We start from the raw sequence: 14,824 nt of genomic DNA, 5'->3' as shown, positions 1-14,824 counted from the left end.
GTAGCCGCGAGAGCGACTGCCCGCAACCAAACACACGGAAGAACCACGCTTTTTCCGTAGCATGAGGGCAGCGTCAGCATGAAAATTCGACACAATTTCAATGCGAATCCGCCCTGGAGTAATAGTCCGGCATGCGTATGGCGGCAAAAAAAGTGGCCTCAGGGTCGCCTGAAGCCGCTTTTTGTCGCCATCTTGAGGGAGGAGAGAGCCGGTGGCCGCTCAGCGCTGAGCGGGGGCGGACTCCGCCGCCAGCTCTTGCTCGGCCTCGCGGATAAGATCGCGGAAATCCTGTTCCATCCGCGGGGTCCAGTTGGCCCACAGGACGAAGTTGGGCTTTACTTCCCCGGGTTTGGGGTAGCGCCAGCGTAAAAGGAAGGAAATGTCGTTCCACTTTTGCATGCGGTATTCCTGATCCATGGCCGCATAATCGTCCCAGGTCAGGGCGCGCTTGAGCCTGATGTCTTCCTTTCGTGGGCCGGTCTTTTCGGCAAGGCCCTTTTCCACGGCCCAGACGTACATGCGGTCCCGGAGATCCTCGGTCATGTTTTTGGGCAGGAGGAGGAAGCGCAGCCAGGACATGTCCTTATCGATGTCCCGCATGAGGGCGACGCGCCAGCGGGCATAGCGCTTCAGCTTGTCGCGTTTTTTGGCCTCAAGGGCGGGAAGATGGGTCTTGATGAGGGCCTGTCCCTCTTCCTCGGCGGACCTGACCTCCTCGGGGCTGAGTTTGTCCGCATAGCCGCGCAGGATGACGGGCTTTACGGGGGTGGAACCTTCATAGGGAGTACGCAGTTCGGACTTCTGCTCATCGCGAAAGTAGTGCGCGGAGATGCGGTAATGCTGCTTGAGGCCCTCATGGGCGATGAAGGCGGCATGGGCCTTGCGCAGGTCGAAGCAGGGCGCTTCGGGATCGGCATAGATGGTGTTCAGAAAAGGCAGGCTGTCGATGCAGCCCATTTGCAGGCTGCGTTCGGCAAGCTGGGCGGATCTGGCCAGATCCCGGGGAAGGTAGGCCATCTTGTTGCTGGGACTTTCGTCGTTACCGCGGATATTCCCGAAATAGAAGCATCTGGCCAGATGGAGCGTTGCCTCCGGCGAGCCGCTTTGGGCGACCTCCTCCAGACGGCCCAGCAGGCCGCCCTTGAATTTGCGGGAATATTCCTTATATTTAGTCTTTCCCCATGGGTTCCATGCGGCGGCTACATGGCACAGGATGGCCTGTATGTGCAGGTAGGCGGCATCGGCCCCCCCCAGTTTTGCGGCGCGGGCGAGCAGTTCTTCCGACTCTTTCCAGCCGGTATCAAGCAGGATGGTGGTGTTGAAGTCGCAAAAGGTGGTAAAGTATCCCTTAAACGCCTTGCGGAGCAGGGGGACGCTCTCCGAGCCCCAGAGTTTGACGCTCTGGGCTTTCCAGTAGGCGCGCATACGCTCTCGTTCCGCCTGGATCTCTTCTTCCGTGGGCCGGCGGCCGGCCGGGAAGAAGGGGATGGGTTCGGCCTCCCAGCGGATGGGGGGATCTTCGGCGGCAAAGACGGAGGTGAAGAAGTCGTCATCGCATTCGTCCGGCCTGTTGACGATGCGATACAGGGCATACCACCAGGGGCTGGCCGGGAAGGCATCCACGGTAGCACCGTAGTAGATCTGGCCGACAAAGGGATCGGTAAGCGCGAAGGGGGGATAGAGCCTGTAGGGATCCCTTTTCTTCAATTTGCCTTCAAGCGCATCGTCCACGGCGACAAGCCGGGTGGCGCCGTTGGCATAGGTGATCGTCGCCAGCCTGGCGTTTTGGTCGCGCATGATCTCGGAGATGTCTTCCGCTTCGGTTTTGCAGCCGGTCAGCGCAAGGCAGAGCAGCAGGAGCGGCAGCCACTGGCGCATGGCCTGCCGCGAAGGGGAGGAAAGGGGATGGACGGGCATGGGGGACCTCATGGAAAGAGCTTATTGTGACGCCTTGTCGGAGGGCCGGTCAGCGGGGGCGGACTCCGCCGCCAGTTCTTGCTCGGCCTCGCGGATAAGGTCGCGGAAATCCTGTTCCATCTGCGGGGTCCAGTTGGCCCACAAGACAAAGTTGGGCTTTACTTCCCCGGGCTTGGGGTAGCGCCAACGGAAAAGGAAGGAGATGTCGTTCCACTTTTGCATGCGGTATTCCTGATCCATGGCCACATAATCGTCCCAGGTCAAAGCGCGCTTGAGCCTGATGTCCTCCTTTCGGGGGCCGGTCTTTTCGGCAAGGCCCTTTTCCACGGCCCAGACGTACATGCGATCCCGGAGATCCTCGGTCATGTTTTTGGGCAGGAGGAGGAAGCGCAGCCAGGACATGTCCTTATCGATGTCCCGCATGAGGGCGACGCGCCAGCGGGCATAGCGCTTCAGCTTGTCCTTTTTTTTGGCCTCAAGGGCGGGGAGATGGGTCTTGATGAGGGCCTGTCCCTCTTCCTCGGCGGATCTGACCTCCTCGGGGCTGAGTTTGTCCGCATAGCCGCGCAGGATGCCGGGCTTTACGGGGACGGAACGAGCATCGAAGGGATCATCCATCCTCCATTCGGATTCCTTCTCATCACGAAAATAATGCTGGGAGATGCGGTAATGCTGCTTGAGGCCCTCATGAGCGATGAAGGCGGCATGGGCCTTGCGCAGGTCGAAGCAGGGCGCTTCGGGATCGGCATAGATGGTGTTCAGAAAAGGCAGGCTGTCGATGCAGCCCATTTGCAGGCTGCGTTCGGCAAGCTGGGCGGATCTGGCCAGATCCCGGGGAAGGTAGGCCATCTTGTTGCTGGGACTTTCGTCGTTACCGCGGATATTCCCGAAATAGAAGCATCTGGCCAGATGGAGCGTTGCCTCCGGCGAGCCGCTTTGGGCGACCTCCTCCAGACGGCCCAGCAGGCCGCCCTTGAATTTGCGGGAATATTCCTTATATTTAGTCTTTCCCCATGGGTTCCATGCGGCGGCTACATGGCACAGGATGGCCTGTATGTGCAGGTAGGCGGCATCGGCCCCCCCCAGTTTTGCGGCGCGGGCGAGCAGTTCTTCCGACTCTTTCCAGCCGGTATCAAGCAGGATGGTGGTGTTGAAGTCGCAAAAGGTGGTAAAGTATCCCTTAAACGCCTTGCGGAGCAGGGGGACGCTCTCCGAGCCCCAGAGTTTGACGCTCTGGGCTTTCCAGTAGGCGCGCATACGCTCTCGTTCCGCCTGGATCTCTTCTTCCGTGGGCCGGCGGCCGGCCGGGAAGAAGGGGATGGGTTCGGCCTCCCAGCGGATGGGGGGATCTTCGGCGGCAAAGACGGAGGTGAAGAAGTCGTCATCGCATTCGTCCGGCCTGTTGACGATGCGATACAGGGCATACCACCAGGGGCTGGCCGGGAAGGCATCCACGGTAGCACCGTAGTAGATCTGGCCGGCAAAGGGATCGGTAAGCGCGAAGGGGGGATAGAGCCTGTAGGGATCCTTTTTCTTCAATTTGCCTTCAAGCGCATCGTCCACGGCGATAAGCCGGGTGGCGCCGTTGGCATAGGTGATCGTCGCCAGTCTGGCCTTTTGGTCGCGCATGATCTCGGAGATGTCTTCTTCGATTTCGCAGCCGGTCAGCGCAAGGCAGAGCAGCAGGAGCGGCAGCCACAGGCGCATGGCCTGTCGCGAAGGGGAGGAAAGGGGATGGACGGGCATGGGACCTCACTTGGCAAAAGGTGTACGTTTGCAAGGATGACGATGGTTTAGTGGACGTTATTGAGCATCTCCGCGCGGATCGTTTTGACGGATGAGTCGACTATGTCCTGATACTCGACGCTCAGGCGTGTATAAAGGGCATGCGCTTTATCTGAACCATATTTCTCCTTCAATTCCCTTGAAAGATTGTCCGCTTGTATGTAAATGGTGAATTGTATGGTTCCCTCTTCCTTATTTGTTGTGCAGGTTGCCGACCTTGAAGTCAGGGCGGAGAACTGACAATAATTTTTCGGATCGCCCAGGCTTTCTTCGATTTTTATTTTGATGCTGTCACTCTTGATGAGCAGAGGAAAGCAATCAATAGTAAATACTATTTTCACTGGTTTGGTATATCCATACATCACGATGGATTTTCCCCTGACAGCGACCGGCTTGTTCATTTTCTCAATAAAGAATTGTATATCTTTATCTGTCGGCAGGGCAATGCTCATGGAGTTATCGTTTCTCATCCTGAAGAGTCTGTCATAGGAAAATGGCGTCGGCATGCCTTTTTTCCAGAAAGATTCGCAGAGATATTTTCTTAGAGCCTCTTCCTGTCCATAAATTTCTTTAACTATGGAAAGAAAAGTTGAAATCATGTATAAAATAAGTGCGACGTGAGGTGGAAGAGGTAGCTTTGGCATGGTTGCCACGGCAGAAATGGCAAGACTGGCAGCATCAATGGGGGCTAACGCATATTTTTTCTCCCATAAGCTATCAGTAATATTCAGTACGCCCTCGAGTACTGTACAAACAAAAGCGAAACACTTCGTGGCAATGGTCAGCCTGGGGAGATTTCCGTACGCGACGGCCGCAACGCAAAGTCCCGCGATGGCGTTGGAGGTCTCCGCGATTTTTTTTACTTTTTTCAGAGGGTTCTTTTCTTCCTTTTCCGCCAGCTCTATGCTCAACTTTGTGGATTTACAAACAAAGAACAGAACCACCACGCTGTTCATGATGATCCGTATGCGCCGTTCAGTGATGGTCATCCCCTCCCTGACGGGGACAAGAATGTCCTTTGATACGTCGCAGGCGCCGGAAAAATATTCCGCGTACTTGTCCAGGCTCAGGTACACTTCAAAGTCGTCGAGCTTGTATGTCTGCCAAGGCTGTTGGGGGACTGTGTATTCAGAGATATAGGGGATGATCTCCTCGGCTTTCATGGAGGAGAGGGGCGCGTCCTCCAATTGGTCGACCTTGCGGATGGGGCTGAGGCGGGGCAGTTTTTCCGCTATCCTGTTGTGGATCTTCGTCTTGTAGTCAGCGATGTCATTGCCCTTGTCCTGCGCGATGAGGGCGGCCGCCGCCTTGGCCAGCACCTCAAGAAGCACTGCCGTGTCCTGCGTCGCGCCATGCGTTGTGAGCAGGCAGGGCTGAAAAAATTTATTCCAGCCAAAGTTTGTAAATAGTTTTTCCAAGTCGGAAGCCGATTCCGGGATATCCCCCATGCCGTGCAGCATGGCGGCCATGATCCCTTCGCAGGGTTCTTTGAAGTCAGCGTCTTCCCGGGGCGGATCGAGGGAAAAGTCCGGCCGCAGCGCCCTGACGGTGGCTGCTCCCTCCTCAGTGAGCCATTTGGTCCAGGGTTTTACATACGCCGCCATTGCCGCATACATTTCCCTGGTTTCCCGCTCATATTTTTTCAGGAACGCAAACCAGGGATGCCCCGGCACATACTTATCCAGCCTATTCTCCGGCAAAAAATGAATCCGCTGATGCGGCGTGCCGGATCTCAACATCTCGCGGGGCGGCCTCCGTGTACGCTCATCCATCCCCCTGTTGTTATAAAAATCTGAAGAAAATTTATTTTTTTCTTCACTAATATGCAGCTCTTCAAAAAAGTTTGCCAGCAAGAGTGCATAATAGTAATAGTCCATATATGTTTCAATATCTTCGAGGCTGTACTGATAGACCATGTTCAGGTCTCGCGCTTCTCCCAGCGGGTCCTCGACGGCAATAATGAAGGGGTGGATCGGCGGGGATTTTTTTTGCGCGGGCGGCAATGTCCATGCAGCCGGTTTCAGGAGCGAGTCTTGCTGGTAGGGCTTCTTGCCAACTTCCGGGAGTGTCCTGTCATAGCGCATCTCTTGCGGGATGACCTCAAGCGGATGCCGTTTGTCGAATGTGCCGAAGGGAATGGCGCTGCACCGCCAGCGCCGGCCCACCTCATCTGGATAACGACTCTTGTCGCCACTGTATGACAGATCCAGCGGCTGGAAGAGGCGGGGCAAAAAAGCGCTCAGCGACTTCAGGCAGCCTGGTCTTTCCCGATATTCTTCCACAAGGGCGGAGTAATCATCCACATTGGCGGAATGCTCATTGCCTTTCGGATCGCCCTGCAATTTGACAAGCTGCATGCGCTGAGCCATTATTTCAGGATGGGACAGCAGGTAGGCCCGGTAGTCCTCGCTCCAGCTCAGTTCCGAGTAGGCGATGTGGAGTTGCCGCCAATCCGGATTGACCTTGATGCGGAAGGGCGTTTGGCGGACGGCCTCCATCTCGGCCACAGTAAACTCGCCCCATACGCCGTCATTATAGACATAGATGAATCCCTTGCGCAGCGCGCGGAGCGTATAGTGAAAATCCCACGGACAGTTGGGTACGGTGTCCTTTATGATGCCTCCTCTTTTTCCGAGAAGGGGATAGGATGCAAAGGTCTTGTTTTTTTCATGGGTCAGCGCATATCTGACGATATAAAGGTGGTGGTACTCGCAATCCTGTACGGCAAAGCGCGCCCTGCTCATGGGCATTTCCTCTTGTACTGTTTATTGATAAATGATTCAAGCTTTTCCATTTTTTCCATCATGCAGGCATTGGGGACATGCAACAGGGCCAGAGCCTCCCTGTCGCCGCGCAAGGCCCAGCCGGATTTCACGTCCAGGCGGACGAATGCGATCAGGTCGTTTTCGCTGGATATGCCGTGATCTTCGGCCAGCGCCACCGAATGCCGTACGCGATCTTCCAGCATCCCGGGCGTCAATCGCGGCTGCTCCGGTCGCAGCATCTCCGTCAGTCGGCGGATAAAGCGCTCAAAACTTTTTTCGCCCATGCGTTCCAACTGCTCCGCGTCAATGCACAGCGGCCGGGTCGTCCGCCGTTTTTGCTTTCTGGGGAAGCGCATCCATTCCTTCTTGAGGGGATGGAAAATGCGGATGTCGTCTATCCAGTCGCCAAAGAAAAAAGCTTGCTGGTCCTCGTCCGCTATAGGCAAAAAATCGCACAGGATTATCGGATCATACCAGCGAAACCAGGCGCTGCGTCCATCAGGGAGCCATACTCTGTTTGCGCGTGCGAGCATGACGGCCAAAGAAGCCATCGGGTCTTTTTCGCATGTCGTGCCCCAGCCGAAAAACACTCCGCCATTGCTGACTACACGGGGCGCAAGCCAGTCTGTGAGGGCGGAGGCGGGGCCAAGCCGCGCGCACCGTGGCATGATGGCGGCATGCTCCCGATCGATGCTGCCGGAGTATATGCGGTATGCGGAGCTTTCACTTGCCAACCGCTGATGCAATCCTGGCCAGGACAAGGGATCGAGCACGACAGCGTAGTGCAGCTCGTTTTCGGCTTTCTTGTCTTCCCACAGCGCCGATCTCAGCGATTCGATGGCCGAGGCTTCCCTGTTTTCGTTGTGTTGCGGCGTTGGCATGTTATGCTCCCTCATCCAGCACAAAGGGGCGCTGCCCCTTGGCGGCGGCCTTGAGGCAGTGGAGACAGGGCGGCAGGGGCGGCGGCTCCGGCAGGCTTCCTTTCGGCAGCAGCGGGTCGGCCGGGGTGGCGCTGCCGGGGGAGCCGCCGCTGTTGAGATTGATGGCGGGGCCATTGATGAAGACGCCGTCATCGTTCAGCACCACGCTCGACCCGGCGACCCGGAGCGTAAGCTCCGCGCCGGCTTCCAGGACGATCTTGATGCCGGACTCAAGATGCAGTTCGCGCCCCGCCTCGCCCAGCCATGATCCGCTGATGTGGCCGTGGCTGTCGCCATGCACGGTAAGGTTGTCGTTGGCGAAAAGCTCGGTCCGGCGCTGGCCGTGCAGGCGTTCGCGCGTTTCCTCCCCCGTGCGCTGAAAGGTGGAGCCGTCCACCGTGCGATGCCGGTCGTGGAGGATATGCTCCGTCCAGTCGTTCTTGACGTGCAGCTCCGCGTCCTTCTGCGCCTGAAGGAAGATCTTTTCCCTGCCCCGCGCGTCCTCCAGATGCAGCTCGTTGAAGCCGGCGGGGCCCTCTTGGCCGGGGGTGGAGCGGCTGCGCAGGACCGTGCGCGTTTTATGGGCCGGCAGTTCATACGGCGTGGGATTGGCGCCATTGTAGACCCGGCCGGTGACGAGCGGGCGGTCCGGGTCGCCCTCCAGAAAGGAGACGATGACCTCCTGACCGATGCGGGGGATGGCCATGCAGCCGTAGCCGGGGCCGGCCCAGCCCTGCGCCACGCGCACCCAGCAGGAGGCGTTCTCGTCCCCCGTGTCCCGGCGATCCCAGAAAAAGCGCAGCTTCACCCGACCGTACTTGTCCGTATGGATCTCCTCCTTCGCGGGCCCGGCCACAAGCGCTGTCTGCTTGCAGGGGATGCGGACCTTGGGATGCCGCTCGGCCGGCACGAAACGGGTGGTTGCCGGAATGGCCTGGCAGGAGGCGTGGTAGATCGCGCCCCGTTCCGGGGCCTCGTGTTCCAGCGCCTGCGGCTGCTCGCCCCGGTGCAGGCAGGCCGTCATCCACCAGCGGTCATTGAGTTCAGGGCGGGGATGGCGGGCCAGCGCAAACGTGAAGCCGGGCAGCAGGCGCGCCACGTCCGCGTTGCCCTCGATCCAGCGGCTGAAGGTCAGCTCGCGCTGGAGCTGGATCTTTGCGTAGTTCTGGCCCGCTTCGCTGATCTGGTACAGGTGGGGGTAGCGGTAGTCTTCCAGCAGCATGCCGGGCGGGACGGGAGCGGCCTGCTGATCCGGCTCGTCCGCGCTGACGGGGAGCGTTGTCCAGTACTTTTCAAAATTCCATTCGCGAAAGGCAACGGCATTGCCCCGGGCCGCCACATGGTAGCGCACGTCGGAAAAGACGGCCGCATCCCCGCGCATGCCCGCCGCAAAACGATAGAGCAGGGGGGAGCCGCCGGGGATGTCCGGTCCGCCGGGCATGTCGGAGAAACACAGGCACTGCCCGTCCGCCGTGTGCTCAAAGTAGTAGTATATGCCTTCCTCCTCGCAAAGGCGGGAAATGAAATAGAGGTCGGACTCCCCGTACTGCACGCAGTACTCGCGTGGCGCATACTTGGCGAAGCACTTGAAGGCGAAGGTCTCCGGCGCGAAGCCCTGTTGTTCGAGGAGCTGGCGGATGATGTCCGGTACGCTCACCCGCTGGAAGATGCGATGATTACGGTTCTGGCTCAGAAACCAGAGCCGGGGGACCAGAATGCACTGGTAGTGGGTGAAGGCATTGCTCTTGTGCAGGCGGCGCATCTCCCGCACGAGGCCATGCACATAGCGCGGCGTGCCGGATATGTCCCGTATGACGAGCCGGGCCGGCGCTCCGATAAAGGGAGCAAGTTTCAGGCCGGCATGGCGATGGACCAGCTCCAGCTGGAATTCATACGGCTCGCTGACGGCTTCGCGCCCGTTGAAGGCGTAGACGGAAAAATCGTCGCGCCCGTCAAGGGTGAGATCAAAGCGGGGGAGGGCGGCGGGAGAGGGCATGTCGTGTCTCCTTCATGCAAAAAAAGGAAGGAAACGACGGCTGAGCGCCGTGTGCTCGTACGCTTGCAGCCAGCCGCCTCTTCCCGGGCAGGGAAATGTCCTGGGACTGGAAACGCCAAATTGATATTTATTTTTATATATGTAATTTGCCGTGAAAGCAAGTCGCGCCGCCATATGCGCCGGAAGGGAGGGGGATGGATGCGTCAGGCTGTTGCGGAAACGGGCCAAAGGCGCCATAGGCGGAAGAGTGCCGGCCCTTGGATGGTTTTCCAAAAATTTTCAGAGCCTTTCACCTTTGAAAAAGGTGAAACGAAAGGCGGCGACACCGCGCTGCCCGGCCCAAAGTGAGCGGAAAAGCCGCGTTTTTTCGACGAAACGCCAGGCCGTGTGGTTTTGGAAGGCAAAGCGTTTCAAACTGAGCATGCTCTATTTGATGACAAGCGGCTACGGAAAAATGTATTGGATGCCCATGAGCAGCGCGAACGTCAGCAGGACATGGGTGATGACGCTTTTGCGCCTGCCGGAAAAGGAGAGCAGGCACAGCAGCAAGCCGAGAAGCATCCACGCCACAAAAAACCAGCCCAGCGCAAGGCTGGCTTCATACGGGATAGGCGGTTCACAGCCTGACATTCTGGCATGTTCCACAAAGTTGGCATAGCGTGAGGGGTTGAGCTGGTCGAGCAGGACCACCTCCCCCAGCACCCATGCCGCAAACCCGCAAAAGCCGGCCCAGAGGATACGTCCGAGAGCGCATATGACCGGCAGACAGTGTGCCCGGACGCCGTGCTTACGTGGCATATTTCACCTCAAGGCGCATATCTTTTTCATATTCTTCAAAACGTTCGGCAAAAGTAGCCATATTGCCGGCAAGATCGATGCAGCCATTCGAGCCAAAGAATTCCCCGCCATGAATGAAAAATCCGTCCCTGCCATAAGTGTTTGTGCCGCTTTCCGGTTTAAGAAATATGCGGTACTCCCCCCAAGCAACGGGATTGTACTCCCAGCGGCTGGAGAAAAAACGTAAAATCCATCCTCGCGGGGAAGAACGTTTTTCCAAAGCGTCCTGCGCTACAATATACAGGCCTTCAGGAATCGGACCGGCGTTCTTGGTTTTTTGCGCTTCTATGCTGAAATCATTGAAATATTTTTCATTCCCTGAGCGGGCTTCCCATGACATCGGGTTGCTGCTGTCACACCAGTGCAGGCTCCTTCCGTCAAATAGGAGCGATGCATTTTCCGTCTTCGATGGTGCATAGCCGAAGATGATATCCGGCCGCAACTCACTGATCACGCTCTGGGCCGCGGAGGCAGTTTCCCGGAGTTCCGCGATAACGTCGTCCAGGCGCATGCTTTCTATGGGCATGCCTCTATTTCTTGCCAGAAAATAAATGGCAAGCATCTGCTCTCGTGAAAAAAAATCAAGGGGCGTTGACATGATCCGGCCTCCGGTCAACAACATTTGATTGGCGCGGCAAGACGGGATGATGTACTCAGATGTCAACGGCGCAAATGTGTATCGCCGGCGATAAAGCTTCACTTGCCGACACACTTTCCCGTACGCTGCCGGATAGACTTGTTGTACCCGGCTTACCGGACGCATCCCGTCCGCTTTACTCGTTTCCAGAAAAAAGCACATTTTAATTATTTTTTTATATAAAAAATAACAATCAAAGGCAAGCGCACGCGGGCGCAACATGTCTCCGAAAGGAAGGAGGCTGGATGCATCAGGCCGTCACAGAAACGGACGGAAGACGCCATAGGCGGAAAAGTGCCGGCCCCAAGCTGGTTTTCCAAAAATTTTATTTGATGACAAGCGGCTACGGAAAAATGTATTGGGTGCCCATGAGCAGCGCGAACGTCAGCAGGACATGGGCGATGACGCTTTTGCGCCTGCCGGAAAAGGTGAGCAGGCACAGCAGCAAGCCGAGAAGCATCCACGCCATAAAAAACCAGCCCAGCGCAAGGCTGGCTTCATACGTGATAGGCGGTTCACAGCCTGACATTCTGGCATATTCCACAAAGTTGGCATAGCGTGAGGGGTTGAGCTGGTCGAGCAGGACCACCCCCCCCAGCACCATGCCGCAAACCCGCAAAAGCTGGCCCAGAGGATACGTCCGAAAGCGTATATGCCGACGCAAAGATGACCGACCCTCATGCTCATTTTGCCACCATCCAGTTTCAGCAGGGCCATAGAGCATTTTGCTGTTGAAAAACGCAAAATACGAGGTGGCGACACCGCGCCGCCCGGCCCAAAGTAAGCGGAAAAGCCGCGTTTTTCCGACGAAACGACAGGCCGTATGGTTTGAAACGCAAAGCGTTTCAAACTGAACATGCTCTGGACCGGCACAACCGCAAAAATGGCACGCATCAGCTGCGCCGCATACGCGTGATGAAGCACAGGACGGGGAGGGCGCAGACGCTCCCTGACGGACAGACCCCGCCGGGTACGCAGCACCGTTTCGGCAAAAACGGCTGGTTGCCGCTAAGCTCCAAAGACGTCACTGCTGGCGTCGATCATTTTTCCCATACCGCCACAGTGGCGTGTGGCATCGCCCAGGCGAACCAGCGGGATGCCGTTCACCATCACCTTGGAGCTGCCCTCGACACATTCCCAGGAATTGGTGCCGCAGCACAAGGCATGGACGCCTTTGTCGCCTACCCGCAGCGCGGGCTTGCCATTGATGAAGACATCAGGTGAAGCCGAAATGGCCGGGCCGGTGACATTATGAGGGCAACAGGTCTTGCCATGTACATCAATGGGGCAGTTTGCCCTGTCCCCCAGGCGGCAGGCGGGTTTTGCCATGTGAAGCTCCTTTGCGCGATAGGATGGCCATAGCTGATGGTCTAAAATAGGATATGCTATAATAGTATTTTTCTTCAAGGTATACAAGCGGAAATGTGGGCCAGCCTCCGAGCAAGCCGGCATGAGCAGACTCCAGCAAGCAACGCCCCGGAAGGGGAGGGGCAGGCATACTAGAACAGTATTGGCCAGGTTTCCCAAGAAAAACAGTCGATAAAAAGCTCTTTTGTAAGTCTGAAGCCTGGTGGGGGAAATATAATTCCGCATTTTCCCGACGTCTTATGGACGGCGCAATAACAACCTTCCTCAGCGTTGGATCCTTTGGAAGAGAAGTATCCTCTTATGATAAAAGCATCGTCTGTTTCGGCAACAATTTCGCCAACGCGGAAAGAAGGGGTGTTTTCATCAATCTCACGCGACAGGCGTTGCCGAACGCGCTCTTTTGCTTCCGCTTTCGTCATGGGCTGTTTGCTGGCACATTGCTTTTCCTTGCAGGCGACCGCTGACGGTTCGGGATCCGCCGCGCCGCTCTGGACGACCGCAAGGGATAGTAAGGGCATCATGCACACGATAAGAAAAAAAGTTGTTCGCAAAGGCATCATAACTTCCGTTCAGCCGCTTCGCGCCCAATGGCAAGAAACTTACCCCTTTCATCGAGGGCATCAGTTTCGGAAGTAGTAAATTGACCAAAAGCAGGCTTGCATCATCCAAGGCAGCAAGATCAGCCATAAGGAAAGCAGCATCAAGAGCAAGGCGATACGACGCAGGTTATGGGCACGCAAGTACACGAACAGTAGGGCCGCACATCCTCCCAGTAACGGTATAGCAACTAGCTTCATGTGTGAGGTGAGAACGGAAGTCAGGATTGGCCAGAATCTAATAACACCCTGTATCGTTACTTGTTCTCCATTGGCCTCCCGCATATACAGCCAGGCTGAGGCAAGAAGAGCTGGACAGAGCAGCAGCAGTTTCACCGCGCCATGCCAAAGGGTACGTAGAGGTATCAGCATGGGTATTCATAGCTCCTTTTAGAAAAAGACGTGACAGGATGCGCCTTGGATAATACCAGAAAGTCGACGCCATGTTTCCGTTTTTCTCGAAAAGCTCGGAAATCCTCGTTCGTGAGCCCAATATAATTATACGGTTTTTCTACTAGAGGGTCAGCCCGGGCCCCTTTGAGTTCCTTGCAGCTCCAATAGCCGAGAAAATTACCGAGACCAGCATCGTCTGCAAAATTGAACTTGTCATGTGCGAAAACGGATACTTTTGTTACCGTAATGCGCCAACGTCCCCCGCCAAGCGGCTGGGTGTATCCTGCGGCCAGCGCACGCAAAGTGAAACCGGCCAGCGCTGCCATGAGACCGTCCACCTTCCTTCGGCGTGGTATAGAGATAAGAGTGTGATATAAACGCTCCCAATCTTCCCACGGCGTTGAGATAAAGTCAAAATTCGTGCGCTCATCCCGCAGGTATCCCTCCCGTTTGAGGATATCCCCCAACTTTTGCCGGGCAGCCGCATTGAGAATATGTGGCGTAGCCTCATACAGAGAATTGGTGAACACTTTGTAGCGCGTGTGCGCATAGGGGTAGGCCATGACCCAATCCCAGTCGATCCAAAAGGGCGATCCGCCGTAGGGCTGGATACCAGTGTCGGTACGACTCGAGAACCAGCGCAAGAACATTTCGCGCAGGTAGAGCCAGCCCTGTTTGTCTTCCTTCCTGTCCTGGCGTTCCGCCTCCGCCGCCGCGATTTCCGGCAGGCAGAGGAGCAGGCGCTCCTTGGGGGAAAGATCTTTCGGGCGATCCCCCCACTGGATGGTGAAATCGTCTTCATATGTCGGGGATACCTCCGGCAACTGAGGCGAGGGGGCCTTTCGTGCCGCGCCCGTGACGCCGCCGCCCAGCATGATGCGGGCCCCGCCCACGGCGACGCCGGAAGCGTCGAGGTTGATCCACGATCCGCCGCCTTTGAGGGTCGCCGTTTCTTTGGCCTCGAACACGGCGTTCTCTCCGGCGTAGAGGTGCGTTTCCGCACCGATGCGGCGCAGCCAGCATTTCTTGACGGCGGTATGGCTTGCCGCGTGGACGACGAGGTTGTCATTGGCGTGCAGTTCCGTCTTGCGAGGGCTGATCAGCTTCTCGTGCGTCTCCTTGAGCGTGTGGATGAGGGTCAGCCCATCGACGGTGCGGTTTTTGTCGCGCAGGACATGCTCCCGCCAGTCGTTCTTGACATGGGCCTCCACGTCCTTTTCCGCATGGAGGTAGATCTCCTCCGCGCCTGCCTTGTCTTCGATACGCAGCTCGTTGAAGCCGCGCGGGCCTTCCGCGCCAGGGGTGGACATGCTTCGGAGGACGGAGCGGGTCGTCTCCGGGATGGCCGTCAGGCTGGCCGCATAGGTCATGCCGCGGTCGGGCGTCTACACACAATCAAGGGCATCAGTTTCGGAAGTAGTAAATTGTCCAAAAGCAGGCTTCCATCATCCAAGGCAGCAAGATCAGCCATAAGGAAAGCAGCATAAAGAGCAAGGCGATACGACGCAAGCTACGAGCGCGCAGATACAGGAACACTAGGGTCAGGACTCATTATTTCCATACGCTTCAAAAAAGAGTAGGTATGGAGACGGAGGTTACCATGTCTACTC

General features: G+C 57.0%; 11 protein-coding genes. All 11 read right to left on the bottom strand.

The annotated features are described in order from the left end of the window. Positions 1 to 219: 219 nt before the first annotated feature. Positions 220 to 1,917, bottom strand: a complete 1,698-nt coding sequence (locus Q0J54_RS04815; RefSeq protein WP_296304296.1) for a hypothetical protein — start codon at positions 1,915 to 1,917, stop codon at positions 220 to 222. Between the two features lie 21 nt (positions 1,918 to 1,938). Beyond that, on the bottom strand, positions 1,939 to 3,663 hold the full coding sequence (locus tag Q0J54_RS04810) for a hypothetical protein (protein ID WP_296304295.1): 1,725 nt from the start codon (positions 3,661 to 3,663) through the stop codon (positions 1,939 to 1,941). A 47-nt stretch (positions 3,664 to 3,710) separates the two neighbouring features. After that, positions 3,711 to 6,446, bottom strand: a complete 2,736-nt coding sequence (locus tag Q0J54_RS04805) for a toxin VasX (RefSeq protein WP_296304294.1) — start codon at positions 6,444 to 6,446, stop codon at positions 3,711 to 3,713. Continuing rightward, positions 6,443 to 7,348: a DUF4123 domain-containing protein gene (locus tag Q0J54_RS04800; RefSeq protein ID WP_296304293.1), complete on the bottom strand. Its 906-nt coding sequence runs from the start codon at positions 7,346 to 7,348 to the stop codon at positions 6,443 to 6,445. The genes Q0J54_RS04805 and Q0J54_RS04800 overlap by 4 nt, the downstream gene beginning before the upstream one ends. Before the next feature lies 1 nt (position 7,349). Continuing rightward, entirely contained in the window at positions 7,350 to 9,383 is a 2,034-nt protein-coding gene (locus Q0J54_RS04795; RefSeq protein WP_296304292.1) for a type VI secretion system Vgr family protein, read from the bottom strand. A gap of 444 nt (positions 9,384 to 9,827) precedes the next feature. Beyond that, positions 9,828 to 10,181, bottom strand: a complete 354-nt coding sequence (locus Q0J54_RS04790) for a hypothetical protein (RefSeq protein ID WP_296304291.1) — start codon at positions 10,179 to 10,181, stop codon at positions 9,828 to 9,830. After that, positions 10,171 to 11,079, bottom strand: a complete 909-nt coding sequence (locus Q0J54_RS04785) for a tlde1 domain-containing protein (RefSeq protein WP_296304290.1) — start codon at positions 11,077 to 11,079, stop codon at positions 10,171 to 10,173. The genes Q0J54_RS04790 and Q0J54_RS04785 overlap by 11 nt, the downstream gene beginning before the upstream one ends. 121 nt (positions 11,080 to 11,200) lie before the next feature. Then, complete coding sequence (locus Q0J54_RS04780; RefSeq protein WP_296304289.1) at positions 11,201 to 11,461, bottom strand: hypothetical protein; 261 nt, start codon at positions 11,459 to 11,461, stop codon at positions 11,201 to 11,203. 404 nt (positions 11,462 to 11,865) lie between these two features. Further along, the gene (locus Q0J54_RS04775; RefSeq protein ID WP_296304288.1) at positions 11,866 to 12,186 is read right to left on the bottom strand and encodes a PAAR domain-containing protein; all 321 of its coding nucleotides are present in this window, start codon (positions 12,184 to 12,186) and stop codon (positions 11,866 to 11,868) included. 170 nt (positions 12,187 to 12,356) lie between these two features. Then, positions 12,357 to 12,785, bottom strand: coding sequence for a hypothetical protein (locus Q0J54_RS04770; RefSeq protein ID WP_296304287.1), 429 nt, complete (start codon positions 12,783 to 12,785; stop codon positions 12,357 to 12,359). Positions 12,786 to 13,186: 401 nt separating this feature from the next. Continuing rightward, entirely contained in the window at positions 13,187 to 14,584 is a 1,398-nt protein-coding gene (locus tag Q0J54_RS04765) for a DUF6402 family protein (protein ID WP_296304286.1), read from the bottom strand. Positions 14,585 to 14,824 lie beyond the last annotated feature (240 nt).

It is taken from the genome of uncultured Desulfovibrio sp., assembly GCF_944324935.1.
Taxonomy (GTDB): Bacteria; Desulfobacterota; Desulfovibrionia; order Desulfovibrionales; family Desulfovibrionaceae; genus Desulfovibrio.
The sequence above is the reverse complement of the archived record's forward strand: the minus strand, read 5'-3'. Positions and strand labels throughout refer to the sequence as shown.